This is a genomic window from Blastococcus sp. SYSU D00813, assembly GCF_054050735.1.
This window is the reverse complement of the sequence record NZ_JBJGZX010000031.1, coordinates 20,782-40,707: the sequence shown is the minus strand read 5'-3', so window position 1 is coordinate 40,707 and position 19,926 is coordinate 20,782. Positions and strand designations below refer to the sequence as shown.

Here is a 19,926-nt window from a genome sequence, read left to right as displayed (position 1 = left end):
GGGCAACCGCCGGGGCCCAACTGCGGAGCCGGTCGGGTGCCCGGGCGGCAACTCGTGGCAACCCGTTCCGGCCGACGGAGCGCGCTCCAGAGCATGGTCGCCATGCCCGCCCCCGACGCCCTCGACCGGCACCCGGACCGGCTGCTGCCCGCCGAGCCCGGCGTCCGTGCGGTCGCCCGCCGGTTGTACGACGCGGTGCGCGGGCTGCCGATCCTGTCGCCGCACGGGCACGTGGACCCGCGGATCCTGGCCGACGACGTCCCCTTCCCCGACCCCGCGGCGCTGTTCGTGACGCCGGACCACTACGTGACGCGGCTGCTGCACGCCAGCGGGATCCCGCTGGCCGAGCTGGGGGTGGGCCGCGGCCCGCTCAGCGAGCCGCAGGCGCGGGCGGTGTGGCGGCGGCTGTGCGAGCACTGGCCGGTGCTGGCCGGCACCCCCACCCGCTACTGGCTGGAGGCCGAGCTCGCCGAGGTGTTCGACGTGGGCGTCCGGCCATCCCCCGGTACCGCCGACGCGATCTACGACCAGGTCGCCGAGCGGCTGGCCAAGGACGCCTACCGTCCCCGGGCGCTGTTCGAGCGCTTCGGCATCGAGGTGCTCGCCACCACCGACGACCCGTGCGACGACCTGTCCGCGCACGCCCAGCTGGCCGCCGACCCCGGGTTCGGCGGCCGGGTGGTCCCGACCTTCCGGCCCGACCGCTACCTGGAGGCGGCGGCCCCCGGCTGGGCCGCGGCGGTGACCCGGCTCGGCGAGGTCAGCGGCGCGGACACGGGCAGCTTCGTCGGCTGGGTGGAGGCGATGGAGCGGCGCCGGGCGCACTTCCGTGCGCACGGGACGACCTCGGCCGACCACAGCCACGAGGACGTCGGCACCGCGCCGCTGGAGCCGGCCGAGGCCGAGCGCGTGTACCGGGCCGCGCTGGCCGGGACGGCGTCCGTAACCGAGTGCGTCGCCCTGCGCCGGCACATGCTGCTGGAGATGGCGCGGATGTCGTGCGACGACGGCCTGGTCATGACGATCCACCCCGGCGTCCGCCGCAACCACCACCGGCCCACGTTCGACGCGTACGGCCCCGACACCGGGCACGACATCCCGCTGCGCGTGGAGTACACCGACGCGCTGCGCCCGCTGCTGGAGCGCTTCGGCACCCACCCGTCGCTGCACCTGGTGCTGTTCACCCTGGACGAGACGGTGTTCTCCCGGGAGCTGGGCCCGCTGGCCGGCTTCTACCCGTCGGTGTACGTCGGCGCCCCGTGGTGGTTCCTCGACGCGCCCGACGCCGTCCGCCGGTTCCGCGGCGCGGTCACCGAGTCGGCCGGTTTCCGGCGGACGTCGGGCTTCATCGACGACACCCGCGCCTTCTGCTCCATCCCCGCCCGGCACGACATGTCCCGGCGGCTGGACAGCGGCTACCTGGCCCGCCTGGTCACCGAGCACGTGGTGCCCGAGGACGAGGCGCTGGAGATCGCCGTCGACCTGGTCGACCGGCGGCCGCGCGAGGTCTTCAAGCTGTGACCGGGGCACCGCTGCGCCGCGGTCCGGGCGCGGCGCCCCCGGTGCGGGCCGTGCACCTCGGGCTGGGCGCCTTCTCCCGCGCGCACCAGGCCTGGTACACCGACCGCGCGGCCGACGGCGACCCCTGGGGCATCGCCGCCTTCACCGGGCGGCGACCGGACCTCGCCGAGGCGTTGAGCGCGCAGGACGGCCTGTACACGCTGGTCACCCGCTCCGCCGACGGGGACCGGTTCGACGTCGTCGGCTCACTGGTCCGGGCGCACGCGGCCGCTGACACCACCGCCTGGCTGACCCTGCTCGCCGACCCGGCGGTGCGGGTGCTGACCACCACCGTCACCGAGGCCGGCTACCACCGCCGCCCCGGCGGCGGGCTCGACGCGGACGCCCCCGCGGTGGCCCGGGACGTCGCCGCGCTGCGGGCGGACCCGCGGGCGGCAGTGGGGACCGTGCCGGCGCGGATCGTGGCGGGCCTGCTGGCGCGTCGCGCGGCCGACGCCGGGCCGCTGACGCTCGTGCCCTGCGACAACCTGCCCGACAACGGCGCCGCGCTCGCCGAGGTCGTCCGCGACTGCGCCGAGGCCGTCGACCCGACGCTGACCGGCTGGATCGCCGGCCGGGTCTCCACCGCCACGACGATGGTCGACCGGATCACCCCCGAGCCCACCGCGGAGGACCGGGCCACCGTCCTGGCCGCCACCGGCGTCGACGACCGGGCTCCGGTGGTCACCGAGCCGTTCAGCGAGTGGGTCGTGGCCGGGGACTTCCCCGGCGGCCGGCCCGCGTGGGAGCGCGCCGGCGCCGTCCTCACCGGCGACGTGACGCCGTTCGAGCAGCGCAAGCTCTGGCTGCTCAACGGCGGGCACTCGCTGCTGGCCTACACCGGCGGGCTGCGCGGCCGGGCGACGGTGGCCGAGGCCGTGGCCGACGACTCCTGCCGGGCGCTGCTGCAGGAGTGGTGGGGGCTCTGCACGCCCCACCTCGCGGTGCCGGCGCCCGAGGCGGAGGCCTACGGCGCCGCCCTGCTGGAGCGGTTCGCCAACCCGCGGATGCGGCACGCGCTGGCGCAGATCGCCACGGACGGCTCGCAGAAGCTCCCGGTCCGGCTGCTGCCGGTGCTGCGCCTGGAGCGAGCCGCGGGGCGCCTTCCCCAGCCCGTCGTGACCGTGCTGGCGGCGTGGTTGCTGCACCTGCGCGGGGTCGGGCTCCCGGTGCGGGACGTCCGCGCCGACGACCTGGGCCGGCTGGCGGCCGGCGAGCGCGCCGGGGCGGTGCCGCGGGTGCTGTCCGCGCTGGACCCGGCGCTGGCCGACGACCGCGAGCTGGTGTCCGCCGTCCGGAACCGGGCGGCGGACCTGTCGGGCCGGCGGTGACCACCCCTCCGCCGGGGGACGTGGTCATCGGCCTGGACGTCGGCACGACCGCGGCCAAGGCCGTCGCCTTCTCCCCCGGGACCTCCTGGCGGGCCACCGCGCTGCGCGAGTACCCGCTGTCCGAGCCGCGGCCGGGCTGGCAGGTGCAGGACCCCGACGCGGTCGTGGCCGCCACGGTCGAGGCGCTGCGCGAGTGCCTGGCCGCGACGGCGGGGGCGCCGGTCACCGCCGTCTCGGTCGGCACCGCGATGCACGGCCTCCTGGCCCTCGACCGGGACAGCCGCCCGGTGACGCCGCTGCTCACCTGGGCGGACTCCCGCGCCGCCGGCGAGGCCCGGTGGCTGCGGTCGTCCGGCCTGGCCGCGGAGCTGCACCGGGTGACCGGCACCCCGGCGCACCCCATGTCGCCGCTGACCAAGCTCATGTGGTTCGCCGCCAACGACGAGCGGACCTGCGCCGAGGCGCGCTGGTGGGTCGGGCTCAAGGAGTACGTGCTCCTGGCGCTCACCGACTTCCTCGTCACGGAGCTGTCGTCGGCGTCGGGCACCGGCATGCTCGACCTCGTCGCCGGCGACTGGTACGACGGCGCGCTGGAGCTGGCCGCGGTGAACCGGGGGCAGCTGCCGGAGGTGCTGCCGACCACGGCCATCCTCAGCTCCTCCCCCGCCCTGGCCGACCGCACCGGCCTGCGCGCCGGGACACCCGTGGTGGCCGGCGCCGCCGACGGCCCGCTCGGCAACCTCGGCACCGGCGCCATGGAGCGCGGGACGGCCGGGCTCAACCTGGGCACCAGCGGCGCCGTGCGGACCGTCGTCGACCGGCCGGCGACCGATCCGTTCGGGCGGCTGTTCTGCTACGCCCTGACCGCCGACCACTGGGTCGTCGGCGGCGCGATCAGCAACGGCGCGCACGTCGTCCGGTGGGCGGCCGACGCCCTGGCGCCGGACCTGGCGGGCGGGGCGGGGGACGCCGACGAGGCGCTGCTGGCGCTCGCCGGGAGCGTTCCGCCCGGCAGCGACGGGCTGGTCATGCTCCCGTACCTGGTCGCCGAGCGGGCGCCGCTGTGGGACCCCGACGTCCCCGGCGCCTACCTCGGGCTGCGCCGCGGGCACACCCGCGCCCACCTCGTCCGGGCCGCGGTCGAGGGGGTGGCGGCACAGCTCGCTGCCGTCGTCGACGTCCTCGACACCGTCGCGCCGGTCGGCCAGGTGCGGGCCACCGGCGGGGCTTTCCGGGCCCCGCTGTGGCGGACGTCGGTCGCCGCCGCGCTCGGCCGGCCGCTGCACGTCGGGTCCGACGCGGAGGGCGGCGCGCTCGGGGCGGCGGCCCTCGCCGTCCACGCCCTCGGCCACAGCGCGCGCCTCGAGGACGCGCCCGCGGTGCTCGTCCCCGCGGTCGACGAGGATCCGCCGGTGGTGCCCGGCGACGCGGAGGTGGCGGCCGCGACCCGGCTCCGGGGCCGGCTCGCCGGGCTGGTCGAGGCCCTGGGCGTGGCGGCCGCGGCCCTGCCGCCCGCCCACCGCTGAGGTCCTCTCCGCTGGGCCGCCGCGATCGCGGCGGCCCGGCGGGGGTTCACTTCTGCGTGCCGGGCTTGCGTCCCTCCAGCCCGCGCCACCGGCGGCGCAGCGCGTGCGCGGCGGCCTTGGGCTTGCGGTCGCGGGTGAACACGCCCTTCCGGTTCCCCTCGACCCGGTGGATGCCGTTGGAGGTCATGAAGTCGGCGAAGTTCCAGACGTGCTCGCCGACGAAGCCCTCGATGCCGTCGAAGACCCGGTGGTAGGTGTCGAGGATGTTCTCCTGGTACTCCTCGGTCCACGGGGCGTCCCACACGGAGTGCGCACCGGGCATGGTGTCGGCGCCGTACTCGCTCATCATGACGGGCTTGCCGAACGTGTCGACCCAGGCCCGCATCTCCATGTCGAGGTAGTGCTCGGCCGTGGCCAGGTCGCCGGAGAAGACGTACCAGCCGTAGTAGCGGTTGATGCTCAGCACGTCGAACAGGTCGGCGATCTTGTCGTTGCCCGGGTTGGCGAACATGACCACCGAGTAGGTGACCGGCCGGGTGGCGTCCAGCTCCCGGGTCAGCCGGACCAGCGGCTCGAAGTACTCGCGGGCGCCGTCCTCGTTGGACGACGGCTCGTTGGCGATGGACCACATCACGACACTCGGGTGGTTCTTGTCCCGGGCGACCAGCTCGCGCAGGTGCTGGGCGTGCGCCTCGCGGGTCTCGTCGCCGAACGTCGTCGGCGAGAACGTCGGCTCCGGCGGGATGCCGGTGAGGCCGCCCTGGACCGCGAGGTTCAGCCCCACGGCGGCGGTCTCGTCGATGACGACGATGCCGTGCCGGTCGGCGAACTCCAGCACCTCCTCGGCGTACGGGTAGTGCGAGGTGCGGAAGGAGTTCGCGCCGGTCCACTCCATCAGCTGGAAGTCGTGCACGAGGTAGGCGTCGTCGTGCCCCTTCCCGCGCACCGGGGTGTCCTCGTGCTTGCCAAAGCCGGTGAAGTAGAACGGCTCGCCGTTGATCAGGAACTGCGTGCCCCGCACCTCGACGGTGCGGACGCCGAACGGCTCGGTGTAGCTGTCGACGACCGTGTCGCCGTCCAGCAGCTCGACGACGAGGTCGTAGAGGTAGGCGGCGCCCGGCCGCCACAGCGTGACGTCGTCGATGCGCAGGCTGCCCTCGGCACCCGTCGCCGTCGCCACCTCGGCCCCCGTGGCGTCCAGCGCGCGCACCCGCACGTCGGCCGGGACGCTGGTGCGCACGGTGTAGCCGACCGTGCCGGCTGCGCCGTCGACGCCGGTGACGATGGTGACGTCCTCGACGTGCGTCGCCGGGCGGCTGTACAGCCAGACCGACCGGGCGAGGCCGGCGTAGTTGTAGAAGTCGTGCAGGTAGGTCTGCTTGCGCCGGCCGGCGTGGTCGACCGTGATGCTCCCCGGCGGGATCGTCACGTTCGTGAGCTCGTTGCTAACCCCGACGGTCAGCCGGAACTCCGCCCCCGCGCGGACGGCGTCGGTGATGTCCGCCTCGAACGGCGTGTAGCCCCCAGAGTGCTCGGCCACCAGCCGGTCGTCGACGTAGACGCGCCCGGCGTGCGTGGCGGCGTCGAAGCGCAGCAGCACCCGCTCGCCGGTCCAGCCGCGCGGTACGCGCACGGTGCGCTGGTACCAGGCCCAGCCGACGTGGTCGCGGATCGACTGGTCGGTGAACAGGTCGTTGTAGCTGGCCGGCACCGGCGCCTCGAGCGGGGTGTCGAGGACGCCGGTCCACGGCTCCTCCTGCACCCGGCCGGCGATGCCGAAGCGCCACAGGCCGTCGAGGTTGATCAGCTCGCGGGTGGGGGTGGGACGGGGCTTGAGCACGGGAGGTCTCCTGCTTGCGGTGAGGGGTGGGCGGTCAGTCGGGCAGGCCGTTGCGGCGGGCGACCTCGCCGAGCCAGGCGAGGCTGGGCTTCGGCTTCCGCTCGAAGGTCTCCCGGTCGACCGCGATGAGCCCGAACGTGGGCTCCCAGTGGCCCCACTCGTAGTTGTCGAGCGCGGTCCAGTGCAGGTAGCCGCGGACGTCGATCCCGTCCTCGACGGCGGCCACCAGGCCGCGCAGCGCCTCGCCCGTGTAGGCGATCCGCCGCTCGTCGTCCCCGGTGGCGATGCCGTTCTCGGTGACGATGACCGGCACGCCGCCGGTCACCTCCCACGTGTGCCGGATCGCGGTGCCGAGGGAGTCGGGGCGGTAGGCGGTGCCCACGAGGGTGTTGTCCGGGTGCGGCGGGTGCGGGACCAGCCCGTTCTCGTCCACGCCCTGGCTCGAGTACGACTGCACGCCGATGAAGTCGTCGCCCCGAGCGGCCTCTAGGTAGAGGTCCTCGCGGATGTAGCGCACCTCCTCGAGCTTCTTCTCGCCACCGGGCACGGCGTAGTACGCGCCGTTGGCCACGGTCCAGCCCACCCCGGCGTCAGTGCGCTCGCGGACGACCTCGCGGGCGGCCGCGTGGACCTGGGCCAGCCGCCGGCCGATCTCAGGGTCCGGCGGCGGCAGCACCGAGGGCCTGCCCGTGTTCTGCGGCTGGGCGTCCGCTGCGGCGTCCCCCTCGACGGTGGGGCTCTGCCACTCCGACAGGTCGCCGGACATGAACGCCCGCATCGCGGTGATCATCATCGCGAGCATGTTGGGCTCGTTGAGCGTGGCGACCCACGGGACGTCGCCCAGGATCGTGGTGGCCTCGCGGACGTAGGCGGTGAAGCGGTCGATCGCCTGCTCCCCCAGCCAGCCGCCCTCGTCGGCGAACCAGCGCGGCAGGGTGAAGTGGTTGAGCGTCACCACCGGTGTCAGGCCCAGCTCGAGCGCCGTGTCGATCATCCGGCGGTAGTGCGCCAACTCCGCGCGCGAGAAGGCGCCGGGGATCGGCTCGATGCGGGCCCACTCGATGCCGAACCGGTAGGAGTTGAGCCCCGCCTCCGCCAGCAGCGTCATGTCCTCGCGGTAGCGGTGGTAGCTGTCGACGGCGTCGCCGCTGCGCTCCATGCCGGGCATGAAGCCCTCGCGGGCCCACCAGTCGCTGTTGACGTTGTTGCCCTCGATCTGGTGCGGGGCAGTGGCGGCCCCCCAGAGGAAGCCGGGCCGGAGTGCGGTCATGGGAGAGGAGTCCTCGATCTCGGAGCGGAGAGGGAGTCCGACGCCGGGCCGCTGGCCCGCGTGGTCCGCATCACGCTAACATGAAACCCGAACTCCGATACGGGATTCAGTCGGGAGGGTCCGCTTGTCCATGCCATCGGCCCGCGGGCCCTACGCGAAGTCCGCGGAGATCCGCCGCCGGATCGTCGAGGCGTGCGCCGACGCCCTCGGCGAGACCGGCTACTACGGCGTGACCATGAAGGACGTCGCGCGGCGTGCCGGGACCAGCTACACCGGCCTGCTGCACCACTACAGCCGCAAGGAGGACCTGCTCGTCGCCGTCCTCCAGCTGCACGCCGACGAGGCCACGGAGCACCTGCGGTCGGCCGCGGCCCTGGACCCGGCGCAGCACCCCCTGGAGGCCCTGCGCGGCATGCTCGCCGTCCTCGACCGCAACGAGCGGCAGCCCGACCTGGTCGAGCTCCACACGCTGCTGTCGGCCGAGGCGACCTCCCCCGACCACCCCGCGCACGGCTACTACGTGGAGCGCTCGCGCGCCTTCCGCCGGTTCTTCCGCGACATCTTCGCCGGGCTCGCCGAGCGCGGCCTGCTCTCGTCCTCGACCGACCCGGAGACCCTCGCGACCATGACCGTGTCCCTGATCAACGGCGTGCAGACGCAGTGGCTGCTCGACCGGGAGGCCGTGAGCATGCCGGCAGCCATCCGCGCCTTCCTGGGCGGCCTCGTGCCGGAGCTGGGCCGGTGACCGTCTCCTTCGGCGTCCTCGGCGCCGCCAAGATCGTGAAGGGCGGCCTGCTCGACCCGGCCGCCGCGCTCGACGGCGTGGAGGTCGTCGCGATCGCCGCCCGGGACGTCGGCCGGGCCGCGGAGTATGCCGCCGAGCACGGGATCCCCCGAGTGCTCGACTCCTACGACGCCCTCCTCGGGGACCCCGCCGTGGACGCCGTCTACGTGCCGACCCCGGCCGCCCTGCACGGTCACTGGACCCGGCGGGCGATCGAGGCCGGCAAGCACGTGCTCTGCGAGAAGCCCTTCACCGCCAACGCCGACGAGGCGGAGGAGATCGCCGGGCTGGCCGAGGGCAGCGGGCTGGTGGTCATGGAGGCCATGCACTCGCGCTTCTCCCCGCGCTGGGCGCGGATGGCGGAGATCGTGCGCTCAGGTGCGCTCGGCGAGGTCCGGACGGCGGAGGCCCGGTTCATCACCCCGCACGCCGACCGTGCCGGCGACATCCGCTGGCAGCTCCCGCTCGGCGGCGGTGCGCTCATGGACCTCGGCGTCTACCCGGTGACGCTGCTGCGCCACCTGTTCGGGGAGCCGGAGGTGCGATCGGCGGTGGCCGAGGACATCGACGGGGTCGACGCCGCTATGACCGCCGACCTGGTCTTCGCCGGCGGGGTCAAGGGGCGGGTCGTCGCGAGCATGGCCGAGGGCGCCGACTGGGGCGCCGACCTGCGGGTCACCGGGACGGCGGGCACGCTCGCCGTCCGCATGCCCTACCACCCCTACCTGTACGGCGAGCTCGTGCTCACCACCGACGCCGGCACCGAGACCGAGGGCCCCGAGGAGCGGACCACCTACTCGTACATGCTCGAGGCGTTCCGGGACGCCGTGGCCGACGGCGCCCCGGTGGTCACCGGCGCGCGGGAGGCGACGGCGACCATGCGCGGCATCGACGCGATCTACCGCGCCGCGGGCATGCAGCCCCGGCAGCCCCTCACCCCGGCGTGACCGGGGCCGAGCCGGTGAGCCCGTCGAGCGGCTACCGCAACCCCGTCCTGCCCGGCTTCCACCCCGACCCCAGCGGGTGCCGGGTGGGCGACGAGTACTTCCTCGTCACCTCGAGCTTCACATGGTTCCCGGGCATCCCGCTGTTCCGCTAGACGAACCTGGTGGACTGGCACCCGATCGGGCACGTCCTCGACCGGCCCTCGCAGCTGGACCTGGGCGCCACCCGGGGATGGGCCTCTATGGGCGTCTACGCACCCACCATCCGCCACCACGACGGCCGCTTCTTCGTCGTCGCGCAGGTCGTGCTGACCACCGGGAGCCAGACGGTGTTCGTGACAGCCGAGGACGCGGCCGGGCCCTGGAGCGACCCGGTGCGGATCGACCACGACGGCGGCGACCCGGACCTGGCCTGGGACGCCGACGGCAACTGCTGGGTCCACGTCGCGGTCTTCGACCACGTCGAGCGGTTCCGGATCGACGACACCACCGGCGAGATCCTCTCGGCGCCCGAGCGCACCTGGTCGGGTTCGGGCGGCCAGTACCCGGAGGCGCTGCACGCGTTCCAGCGGGACGGCACCTGGTACCTGCTGCTCGCCGAGGGCGGGACCCGCCACGGGCACGCCGTCTCCGTCGCCCGGGGCCCCTCTCCGGCCGGGCCGTGGAGGGCTGCCCGGCCAACCCGGTCCTCACCCACCGCGGCACCGGCCGGCCGATCCAAAACGTCGGGCACGGTGACCTCGTCGAGGCGACGGACGGCAGCTGGTGGCTGGTGGTCCTCGGGGTGCGGCCGCGCGGGATCTCCCCTTCCTTCCACGTGCTGGGTCGGGAGACCTTCCTGGCCCCGGTCGAGTGGGTCGACGGCTGGCCCGTCGTCGCGCCCCTCGAACCGGAGGTGTCCACGCGACCGCCGGGCGACCCCAAACCCGGTCGAGTGGACCGGTCGCGACGACTTCGACGGCGACGGGCCCGACCCCCGCTGGACCGCGGTCCGCCGCTCCCCCGCGGAGTTCGCCTCCACCACCGAGCGTCCGGGCTGGCTGACGCTGCACGGCACCGAGGCCACCCTCGACGCCGATCACCCGGTGCTGCTCGGGCGCCGCCAGCAGCACCACCTCTGCCGCGCCCGCACCCTCGTCGACCGCGGCACCGCCGGCGAGGCCGGCCTGACCGTCTACCACGACGAGCTGTCCCACTACCGCGTCGCCGTCGTCGGCGACCGGGTCGTGGCCACCGGCCGCACCGGCCCATTCTGCACCGAGTTCGGCGCCGCACCCGCCCCCGACGGACCCGTCGTCCTGCGCGTCGAGACGGCGAAGGGCTTCCACGGCCCCGACACCGTCGTCCTCGGGTTCGAGGAGGGTGCTGGCGCGTTCAGGGTGCTGGCGGAGCTCGACGGCCGCTACCTCTCCACCGAGGTCACCGGCGGGTTCGTCGGCAGGGTCCTGGGCCTGTACGCCGTCGGTGGCGACGCTGCCTTCGACTGGTTCGACTACCAGGACACCGAGGACCGCTGACGGGCCACGGCGCACGTGAGCCGCGGGAGGGCGGCGGCCCCAATGCCCACGAGCGTGTCGGGTGACCGGCCGGCGACCACCGTGCCGGCCGGTCACCCGGGCGGAGCCGAGGCTTGATCGACACGACCTCGGCCCACTCGCTCACCGGCGGTGGCCACGGCCGCCACCGGCAGCAGACCCGGGGTGGCGACCGTCGGAGACCGATCGCGGCCTCCCGTCTGCCCACGTCGTACCTGCGGTGGCCGTCGGGGAATGGCGCCGGACCAGTTCCCGCACGCGCTCTAGGCCGGGTCGGCGACCGAGCCCGTGTACGCGAACCGGGTGAGCAGCGCATCGCTGCCTAGCGCCTCGACGCCGACGACCCGGCCGGTGAAGCCGCCGGCCACCTCCGTGGAGAGGTAGCGGCCGTCGACCGAGGTGAGCACCCGCAGGTCGCCGCCCTCGAGCAGCCCGAGCTCGAGTCGGTCGGGGCCCTTGCGGAAGCCCGCCTGCCCGTCGGTACCGACCGCACGGATGGCCAGCGCCGCACCGAGCGGCACACCGTCCTCCCGCGCCAACACCTGGTCCAGCGGCCCGATGACCACCCGGACCGCGACCTGGCCGCCGACCCGTTCGAGCCCGGCCCAGTGGTGGTCGTCGAGGCGGACGACGAGCGCGACGTCCCCGTGCGGGACGGTGGCCGTGGCGGTCCACTCCGCGTCCCGGCACCGGACAGCGAGCAACCGGGCGGCCTCGCGGTCGGCCGGGGCCCGGCCGGGCAGCAGGTGTGCCCCGCCGCCCTCGGCCGCCTGCACGAAGCTCCGCGGCTGGACGCCCGGGGCGATCCACCGCGGGTGCAGGGCCGGTCCGCCGAAGGTGTCGGCGAAGGACGTCTCCGCCGGCGGCACGGCGAAGCGGTCCTCCACCACCACCGGCCAGTCGTCGACCCAGTCCACGCCGACGAGGAAGGTCTCGCGGCCGTTGACGTGGTACTTCGGGAAGCTTCCGCGCGGGCGCACGCCGAGGTGCACCATCGCCCAGCCGCCGTCGGCGAGCTCGACGAGGTCGGCGTGGCCGGTGCTCTGCACCGGGGAGCCGGTGCTGCGGTGCGACAGGACGGGGTTGGCCGGGCAGCTCTCGAAGGGACCGGTGGGCGAGGCCGACCGGGCGACCGAGACGGCGTGGCCGGGGCCGGTGCCGCCCTCGGCCACGACGAGGTACCACCACGGGCCACGCCGGTACAGGTGCGGGCCCTCGGGGTGCGCCAGGCCGGTGCCCTCCCACAGCGGGCGGGGCGGCGAGGACAGCTCGCCGGTGAGCGGGTCGACGGTCGCCTGCGCGATGCCGCCGAACGGGTCGGAGTACGTGAGGTAGCAGGTCCCGTCGTCGTCCCACGCCAGGTCGGGGTCCACGCCGAGGACGCCGCCGGTGTACACCGGGTCGCTCCACGGCCCACCCGGGTGCTCGGCGTGCACGATCAAGTGCCCCCGCCCGATGTCGCCGATGTTCGTCGTGGTTAGGAAGAACCGGCCGTCGTGGTGGCGGAGGGTCGGCGCGTAGACCCCGCCGTCTGCCCCGGCCTGCCCGGGGCGGACACGCAGCTGCTCGGGCCGGTCGAGGACGTTGCCGACCTGGTCCCAGCGGACCAGGTCGTGGCTGGTGAACAGCGGGACGCCCGGCGCGTACTCGAAGCTCGAGGTGACGAGGAAGAAGTCCTCCCCCACCCGGCAGATGGAGGGGTCCGGGTGGAAGCCGGGGAGGATCGGGACGTCGCCCACGCGGTCAGGCCACCCCCGCCGGGACGCCCGCCTGCTCGGCCTCCTGGCGCGTCCGGCGCTGCCGCTCCTCGCGGCGGGCCCGCTGGGCGACCGGGTCGGAGACCGGCGCGGCCAGCAGCAGCTTCTGCGTGTAGGGGTGCTCGGGGGTCGAGGTCACCCGGTTGGCCGGGCCCGTCTCCACCACGTCCCCTCGGTAGAGCACGCTCACCCGGTGGCTGACGTGCCGCACCACGGCGAGGTCGTGGGAGATGAACACGTACGCGACGCCGGTGCGCTGCTGGATCTCGATGAACAGCTCCAGCACCCGCGCCTGGGTGGAGAGGTCCAGCGCCGACACCGGCTCGTCGCAGACGATGAGCCGCGGTCCGGGGGCGAGCGCCCGGGCGATGGCGATCCGCTGGCGCTGGCCGCCGCTGAACTCGCGGGGCAGCCGGTGCACGGCATCCGAGGGCAGCCCGACCTGGTCCAGCAGGGTGCGCACCCGGGAACGGGCGTCTTTGGCGGTCGCGCCGTGCATCACGAGGGGCTCGCTGAGGATGTCCCCGATCTCCATCGCCGGGTTCAGCGACGTGTAGGGGTCCTGGAAGACCACCTGGATGTCGCGGGCGAGGGTCCGGCGCGCCTTGGCCGAGGCGTGCGTGATGTCCTGGCCGCCGAAGGAGATCGTGCCGCCGCTGGGCTCGACGAGCCCGAGGACGGCGCGGCCGATCGTCGTCTTCCCCGAGCCGGACTCGCCGACGACGCCGAGGCACTCGCCTGAGGCGACGCTGAGGTCGACGCCGTGCAGGACCTCGACCGGTTTCGCGCGGAACCCGCGGCCGGGGAAGGCGACCCGCAGGTCGCGCACGTCGAGCAGGGGGGCGGTCATCGCACGTCCTTCCCGATCGGGACGGCGACGGCTCCGGGACCGTCGGTCCGGACCGTCTCCTCGTCGAGGATGGCTCCCAGCAGCATCTGGGTGTACGGGTGCTGCGGGGACCGAAAGATCTCGGTCGACCTGCCGGTCTCGACGACGCGCCCCTCCTGCATGACCGCGATGCGGTCGCAGATGTCGGCGACCACGCCGAAGTTGTGCGTCACCAGCAGCACGGCCATGCCGAGCTCGGCCTGCAGGTCTCGCAGCAGGTCGAGGATCTCCGCCTGCACCGTCACGTCGAGCGCGGTGGTCGGCTCATCCGCGATGAGCACCGCAGGCCGGCTGGCCACCGCGCCGGCGATGAGCACCCGCTGCGCCATGCCGCCGGAGATCTGGTGCGGGTGGGAGCGGAAGGTGCGCTGCGGGTCGGGGATGCCGACCCGCGCCAGCAGCGCGAGCACCCGTTCCCGCGCCTCGGCTCGTGAGACGCCGGAGGAGGCGCGGAGCCCCTCCACCAGCTGCGCCCCGACCGTCGACGAGGGGTCGAGGTTCGACATGGGCTCCTGCGGCACGTAGGCGATCGACCGGCCGCGCAGGGCGCGCAAGTCGTTCTCGCGCAGACCCAGCACCTCCCGGCCGGCCAGCCGGATGGAACCGCGGGTGATCACCGCCTCGGGTGGCAGCACGCCCAGGGTCGCGAACGCCGTCTGCGTCTTGCCCGACCCGGACTCACCGACCAGGCCCAGCGTCTCCCCCGCGGTCAGCCGCAGGGACACGCCGTCGACCACCTCGTGCAGCCCGCCGGACGCCGTGGGGTAGGCGATGGCCAGGTCCTCGACGACCAGGACGGCGTCGTCGTCCCGGCTCGTCCCGGGGACGGGCGGCGCCGCCCCCCGCCTGTCCACCTTCGGTGCGGCGATCTTCGCCGGCTTGGGACGGGCGCCCTGCAGCGCATCCCGGAGCGAGTTGCCGAAGAGCACCAGGACCGCGGTCAGGAGCCCCAGCGCGAGGCTGGGCCACAAGAACTGCACGGGGTCGGAGTACAGGTTCTGGAAGCCCGCGGAGATCATCGCGCCGAAGCTCGGCACGTCGGTGGTCCCGACGCCGAGGAAGGCCAGGCCCGACTGGACGGCGATCGCCGTGCCGAACATGAAGGCGGCGGCGATGACGACCGGCCCGCGAACCGCCAGCAGGACGTGCCGGCCGAGGATGCGCCTCGTCGTGAGGCCCGAGACGCGGGCGGCATCGACGTAGAGCTCGTTCTTCACGCCGAGCACCTGGTTGCGGACGATCCGGTAGATGCCGGGCGCCAGGAGGAAGCCGAAGACGAGCATGGTGATGCGGAAGTCGCCCTTGGTCACCGGCATCAGGATGATCAGCAGCAGCAGGCCGGGGAAGGTCTGCACGAGGGCGAAGACCCACTCGGTGGTGGACCGCAGCCGGGGGCCGAAGTAGCCGCCGATCAGGCCGAAGGTGACACCCACCAGCAGGGCGACACCGGCTCCGATGAGCCCGGAGACCATCGCGGTGTTGATCGAGTGCAGGAGCCGCGACAGGATGTCGCGACCGCTGGTGTCCGCCCCGAGGGGGTAGCCGTCGGTCCCGACCGGCGCGTTGTAGGACTGCAGCGACGCCTCGTTCGGGCCGTGCGAGGGGATCACGTCGGCGAGCAGGCCGAGCACCACGAAGGTCAGGAAGATGCCCCCGGTGATGATCGCCTGCGGATCGCGGAGCAGCCGGCGCCACGGGGACCGGCGGCTCGCGGCAACGGCCGGCGACGGGGCCGTCCCCACCTCCGTGTCGAGGACTCCGATCTCGGTCACAGGACCCTCGCCTTCGGGTTGAGCCAGCCGTTGATGAGGTCGGTGACCAGGTTCACGGTGATCAGCAGGATCACGCCGAAGGCCGTAATGCCCATGATCACGGGGATGTCTCCCTGCAGCGACGAGGCGAACGCGAACTGGCCGTAGCCGGGGAGCGCGAACACGTTCTCGATGATCAGTGCGCCGCCGAGCATCGTGAGGAACTCCAGGGACAGCACCGTCAGTGCCGGGCCCGCGGCGTTGCGGAGCACGTGTCGGAGCAGGATCGGCCGGATGCCGATGCCGCGGGTGCGCAGCGTCCGGACGTAGTCCTTGTGCAGTTCGTCGACCATCGCTCCGCGGATCTGGGCCGTCAGGTTGGCGATGCCGCCCACGACGAGGGCGATGACCGGGATCGTGATGCTCTTCAGCCACCCGACCGGGTCGTCCGACAGCCGGGTGTACCCGGTGGCCGGCAGCCAGCCCAGCTGCACGGACAGGAGGTACACGAGTCCGATCGCGATGAGCAGCGACGGGACGAGGTGACCGATCAGCGACACGCTCTGCACGACCCGGTCCACCACCCCGCCGCGGTATGCGGCGAGGACACCCAGCACCACGCTGATCACCAGGCTGATGCCCAGGGCGACGAGGACGACCGACAGCGTCACGGCGAGCCGGGACGTGACGGCGTCCGCGACCGGCTGGCTGGTGAAGTACGACACGCCGAAGTCGCCACGGACGACGTCGCCGAGCCAGTCGAGGTACTGGATCACGAGCGGCCGGTCGAGCCCCAGCTCGGCCTTGGCCTGGGCGACCGCCTCCGGCGTGGAGCCCGCCGGGCCGAGCTTGTTGGCCACGATGTCGTCGAAGGACGGGCTCAGCAGCAGGAAGGTGATGAAGGTGACCAGGACCGCGAGAACCAGCCCGGTGGCCAGGCGCCGCAGCACGTAGAGGGTCATCGCAGGTCTCTCCGACGGGGACGGGTGGGGAGGGCGTCCCGGGCGGCCGCTCGCCGGCCGCCGCCCGGGACCAGGTCCTACTGGGGGACGCCGAACGCCCGAATGGTGCTGAAGGGGTTGCCGATGTACTCGACGCCCGGAGCGGTGGCCCACTTGGTGGTGACGAAGGCGATGGGCGCGTCCAGCGCCTGCTCCACGGCGATCGTGCCGATCTCCTGGTAGATCTCCGACTGCTGGTCCACGTCGCTCGTGGCCGCGGCCTCCGCCAGCAGCGCCTCGATCTCGGGGAACTCGTTGCCGAACGGGTTGATGGTCGAGCTGGACGTGTAGTGGCCCTGTACCTGGCGTGCCGCCGGGTCCAGGCCCTCGAACCAGAACGCCACCGGGTACCTCCCCGACTGCACCGACGCCAGGTTGCTCTGCGGCGGCTGCGGCTCCCACGTGAGGTCGATCCCGATGTCGCCGAACGCCTGGGTGAGGGCGGGCTCGAACGACTGCGAGAAGACCGTGCTGGGCAGGGTCAGCGAGAACCCGTCGGCGTAGCCGGCCTCAGCCATCAGCTCGTTCGCGGCGTCGACGTCGTACTCGTAGGTGCCCTCGAGGTCCTCGACGTACGCCGGTCCGTCCGGGCTGAAGAACTGCTCGGTGGGCAGGCCGTTGCCCTGCAGCAGCGCCTGGATGAACCCCTCCCGGTCCAGGGCCATGTTGATCGCCTGACGCACCCGCACGTCGGCCAGCGCCGGCGCGATCTCCCCCTCCCGGTCGAGCAGCAGGAGGCTGGCGCTGGCGGTGGGGATCAGGTCGGTGACGGCGTACCCGGCTCCTTGGATCTGCGCCTCCTGGTCGGGGTTGACCCGCCCGGCCTGGAGCTCGCCGGCCAGCAGCGCGTTGAACTGCGCGGTCGGGTCCTGGATCACCCGCACGGTGATCGTCTGGAAGGGATAGTCGTCGACGTTCCAGTAGTCGTCGCGCCGCTGCAGCACGTAGGTGCTCCCCGCGGACGTGGCCGAGTCGTCGAGCTCGTAGGGGCCCGAGCCCACCGGGTCCAGGGCGGTGGCCGGGTCGTCGAAGGTGGCCGGGTCGCCGATGACGCCCGCCCCGAAGGCCAGGGCGGTGAGCAGCGCCGCGTCGGGCTCGACCAGGTTGATGACGACGGTGCGCTCGTCCGGTGCCTCGACCGAGTCCACGAACTGGAGCCTGGCCTGCAGGGGACCCGGCGTGACCCGGGTGCGCTCGAGCGTCGCGCGCACCGCCTCGGCGTTGACCGGGGCGCCGCTGCTGAACGTCATGCCCTCCTGCAGCGTGAGCGTCAGGGTGCGCTGGTCGTCGGAGTACTCCCAGCTCTCGGCGGCGTTGGGCTGCACGTTCCCGTCGGCGTCGACGAACAGCAGGGTGTCGTAGAGCGAGCCCCAGACGTAGGCCTGCTGCCCCTCCTGCAGCTGCGCCGGGTCCAGGGAGGCGGGCTGCGCGCCGATGGCGAGGGCCAGCTCGGCGTCAGTGGCCCCCGCGCCGCCGCCGCTCGAGGAGCCGCCCGACGAGTCGGACCCCCCGGTGCAGGCCGCGGTCGAGAGGATCGCCGTGGCGCCCAGCACCGCGGTGATGCGCCGCATCGCCGTCCGGCGACGCGTGGACTGGGTGAGCAATGGACCACTCCCTCGTGATGCCCGGATGAGCCCGACCGTTTCGGGGTCCGTCCCGGATCGAATCGATTCAAGCCGCCTTCTCGACGGCGTCGCGCTCGACGCAGGTGTCCGGCGGACGAGGACGAGACAAGCAGCCGGGCAACCGCCGGAGAATCGGTTGCCACGAGTTGCCGCCGATGTAGTGCCGGTCACAGACCGGACCTGCGGACGGTGTCCTCCCAGCCCCCGTCGAGCGTCGACGGTACGTCGGGAACGGGCGGGCGACCGGGGCGGGTGGACCCGGGATCAGGCCCGCCACGGACCCGGTCCGCGCCACCGGCGCCGCAGTGCGGCGGCCGCCGCCTTGGGCCGGCGGTCGCGGGTGAACACGCCCTTCTTGTTGCCGTCGACGCGGAAGACGCCGGACTGGGTGGCGAAGTCGGCGAAGTTCCACACGTGCTCGCCGACGACCGCGTCGATCTCGTCGAAGACCCGGTGGTAGGTCTCCAGGAGGTCCACCTGGTACTCCTCGCTCCACGGCAGCGGGAGCACCGAGTGCAGGCCGGCGGCGGTGTCGGCGCCGTACTCCGTCATGAGGATCGGCTTGCCCTTCCCCGCCCACGCCTGCAGCTCCGCGCGCAGGAGGCGCTCCGCGGCCGCCAGGTCGCCGGTCTGGTCGTACCAGCCGTAGTAGCGGTTGAGCATGACAACGTCGGCGAACCCGCCCACCAGGTCCCGGTCCGGCGGCGCCAGCTTCATGTTGGCGTAGCCGACCGGCCGGGTCGGGTCGAGCTCCCGGGTCAACGCGAACAGCGGCTCGAAGTACGCCGCGGCCGCGTCGGTGTTCGCCTCCGGCTCGTTGGCGATGCTCCACAGCACGACGCAGGGGTGGTTCTTGTCGCGGGCCACCAGCTCCCGGATCGCCTGGGCGTGGGCCTCCCGGGAGACATCGTCGACCGCGTCCGGAGAGAAGGTCGGCCGGGCCTGCCCGCCCATGCGCCCGGCGATCACCCCGAGGTTCTGCCCGACCGCGGCGGTCTCGTCGATAACGACGATGCCGCGCCGGTCGGCGTAGTCGAGCACCTCCTCGGCGTAGGGGTAGTGCGCGGTCCGGAACGAGTTGGCGCCGATCCACTCCATGAGGGCGAAGTCGTGCACCAGGAAGACGTCGTCGTGTCCTTTGCCCCGGACCGGGAGGTCCTCGTGCTTGCCGAACCCGGTGAAGTGGAAGGGGTCCCCGTTGATGAGGAACCGGGTCCCGTCCACCGCCACGGTGCGGATGCCGACCGCGAGCCGGTAGGTGTCGGCGACCTCGCCTCCCCCGTCGACCAGCTGGACGTCGAGGTCGTAGAGGTGCCCCTCCCCCGGCCGCCACGGGTGCACGTCGGCCACCGTCAGGATCCCGTCGGCGCCCGACGCGCGGGCCACCTCGACCCCGCCGTCGGAGAGCACGGCGCGCACCTCGAGCCCGTCGGCGGCCACGGTCTCGACCCGGTAGTCGACGGTGCCGGTGGGACCCTCGAGCCCGGTGACCACGGTGACGTCGCTGACGTGCGGCACCGGCGTGCTGTAGAGCCGCACCGACCGGTGGAGGCCGGCGTAGTTGAAGAAGTCGTGGAAGTAGATCTGCTTCCGGTCGCCGCCCTCGCCCATCAGCACACCCGGCGGGATGGTCTGCCAGGTCAGCTCGTTGTTCACCACCGCGGTGATCCTGACCTCGGTGCCCGGCCGGACGTGCGCGGTGACGTCGGCCTCGAACGGCGTGTAGCCGCCCTCGTGGCGGGCCACCTCGACGTCGTCGACCCACACGACGGCGCGGTGGGTGGCGGCGTCGAACCGGAGCACGACGCGCTGCCCGGCCCAGCCGCGGGGGACCCGTGCCGTCGTCTGGTACCAGGCGTCGCCCACGTGGTCCCGGATGGCGACGTCGGCGAAGACGTCGTTGTAGCTCGCGGGGACGGGGACCTCCAGCGAGCCGTCGGGCAGCCCGCGCCACCATCCCGCGTCCCGTCCCTCCCCGGCCGGGTCTACGGCGAACCGCCACAGCCCGTCGAGTGTCTTGCTCTCCCGCGTGGGGCCGTCCTGGGGTCGCAGCACTGCGTCGCTCCTCGTGGTCACCGGATGGATCAGGCAGTCGCCCATGCCCGCGTGGGAG

At 73.7% G+C, this 19,926-nt stretch carries 14 protein-coding genes and 1 pseudogene; 7 read left to right on the top strand and 8 right to left on the bottom strand.

All coding sequences use genetic code 11. From position 1 onward, the window contains the following. The first annotated feature begins 102 nt into the window (after positions 1-102). The 3 genes from uxaC to ACI8AX_RS18185 are packed head-to-tail and all read left to right on the top strand — an operon-like array spanning position 103 to position 4,417. Positions 103-1,521, top strand: coding sequence for a glucuronate isomerase (gene uxaC / locus ACI8AX_RS18195; RefSeq protein ID WP_456551256.1), 1,419 nt, complete (start codon positions 103-105; stop codon positions 1,519-1,521). After that, on the top strand, positions 1,518-2,891 hold the full coding sequence (locus tag ACI8AX_RS18190; RefSeq protein ID WP_456551255.1) for a mannitol dehydrogenase family protein: 1,374 nt from the start codon (positions 1,518-1,520) through the stop codon (positions 2,889-2,891). Before uxaC ends, ACI8AX_RS18190 begins: the two co-directional genes overlap by 4 nt. Next, positions 2,888-4,417: a gluconokinase gene (locus ACI8AX_RS18185; protein WP_456551254.1), complete on the top strand. Its 1,530-nt coding sequence runs from the start codon at positions 2,888-2,890 to the stop codon at positions 4,415-4,417. The genes ACI8AX_RS18190 and ACI8AX_RS18185 overlap by 4 nt, the downstream gene beginning before the upstream one ends. Before the next feature lie 46 nt (positions 4,418-4,463). Here ACI8AX_RS18185 and uidA (ACI8AX_RS18180) read toward each other — a convergent pair whose 3' ends face one another. After that, positions 4,464-6,257 (bottom strand): beta-glucuronidase, encoded by a 1,794-nt coding sequence (gene uidA / locus ACI8AX_RS18180; protein WP_456551253.1) that lies wholly within the window; start codon positions 6,255-6,257, stop codon positions 4,464-4,466. A gap of 34 nt (positions 6,258-6,291) precedes the next feature. After that, positions 6,292-7,527: a glycoside hydrolase family 1 protein gene (locus ACI8AX_RS18175; RefSeq protein ID WP_456551252.1), complete on the bottom strand. Its 1,236-nt coding sequence runs from the start codon at positions 7,525-7,527 to the stop codon at positions 6,292-6,294. A 130-nt stretch (positions 7,528-7,657) separates the two neighbouring features. On the opposite strand from ACI8AX_RS18175, the gene ACI8AX_RS18170 reads away from it, so the two are divergent. From ACI8AX_RS18170 to ACI8AX_RS18155, 4 genes and pseudogenes are all read left to right on the top strand, one after another. Beyond that, a complete protein-coding gene (locus tag ACI8AX_RS18170) occupies positions 7,658-8,272 on the top strand; it encodes a TetR/AcrR family transcriptional regulator (protein WP_456551251.1) in 615 nt (204 codons plus the stop codon). After that, complete coding sequence (locus tag ACI8AX_RS18165) at positions 8,269-9,258, top strand: Gfo/Idh/MocA family protein (protein ID WP_456551250.1); 990 nt, start codon at positions 8,269-8,271, stop codon at positions 9,256-9,258. Before ACI8AX_RS18170 ends, ACI8AX_RS18165 begins: the two co-directional genes overlap by 4 nt. Then, positions 9,255-10,066 (top strand): annotated as a pseudogene (locus ACI8AX_RS18160) (family 43 glycosylhydrolase); the annotation flags it as partial. The gene ACI8AX_RS18165 and the pseudogene ACI8AX_RS18160, both read left to right, overlap by 4 nt. Then, positions 9,990-10,772, top strand: coding sequence for a beta-xylosidase family glycoside hydrolase (locus tag ACI8AX_RS18155; RefSeq protein WP_456551249.1), 783 nt, complete (start codon positions 9,990-9,992; stop codon positions 10,770-10,772). The pseudogene ACI8AX_RS18160 and the gene ACI8AX_RS18155, both read left to right, overlap by 77 nt. 281 nt (positions 10,773-11,053) lie before the next feature. On the opposite strand, the gene ACI8AX_RS18150 is transcribed toward ACI8AX_RS18155, so the two are convergent. From ACI8AX_RS18150 to uidA (ACI8AX_RS18125), 6 genes are all read right to left on the bottom strand, one after another. Then, a complete protein-coding gene (locus ACI8AX_RS18150; protein WP_456551248.1) occupies positions 11,054-12,529 on the bottom strand; it encodes a family 43 glycosylhydrolase in 1,476 nt (491 codons plus the stop codon). Between the two features lie 4 nt (positions 12,530-12,533). Then, the gene (locus tag ACI8AX_RS18145) at positions 12,534-13,397 is read right to left on the bottom strand and encodes an ATP-binding cassette domain-containing protein (protein ID WP_456551247.1); all 864 of its coding nucleotides are present in this window, start codon (positions 13,395-13,397) and stop codon (positions 12,534-12,536) included. Further along, complete coding sequence (locus tag ACI8AX_RS18140) at positions 13,394-15,208, bottom strand: dipeptide/oligopeptide/nickel ABC transporter permease/ATP-binding protein (protein ID WP_456551246.1); 1,815 nt, start codon at positions 15,206-15,208, stop codon at positions 13,394-13,396. The genes ACI8AX_RS18145 and ACI8AX_RS18140 overlap by 4 nt, the downstream gene beginning before the upstream one ends. Continuing rightward, complete coding sequence (locus ACI8AX_RS18135) at positions 15,205-16,149, bottom strand: ABC transporter permease (protein WP_456551245.1); 945 nt, start codon at positions 16,147-16,149, stop codon at positions 15,205-15,207. The genes ACI8AX_RS18140 and ACI8AX_RS18135 overlap by 4 nt, the downstream gene beginning before the upstream one ends. 77 nt (positions 16,150-16,226) lie before the next feature. Further along, on the bottom strand, positions 16,227-17,792 hold the full coding sequence (locus ACI8AX_RS18130) for an ABC transporter substrate-binding protein (protein ID WP_456551244.1): 1,566 nt from the start codon (positions 17,790-17,792) through the stop codon (positions 16,227-16,229). Positions 17,793-18,077: 285 nt separating this feature from the next. Then, positions 18,078-19,868: a beta-glucuronidase gene (gene uidA / locus ACI8AX_RS18125; protein ID WP_456551243.1), complete on the bottom strand. Its 1,791-nt coding sequence runs from the start codon at positions 19,866-19,868 to the stop codon at positions 18,078-18,080. Between the last annotated feature and the right edge of the window lie 58 nt (positions 19,869-19,926).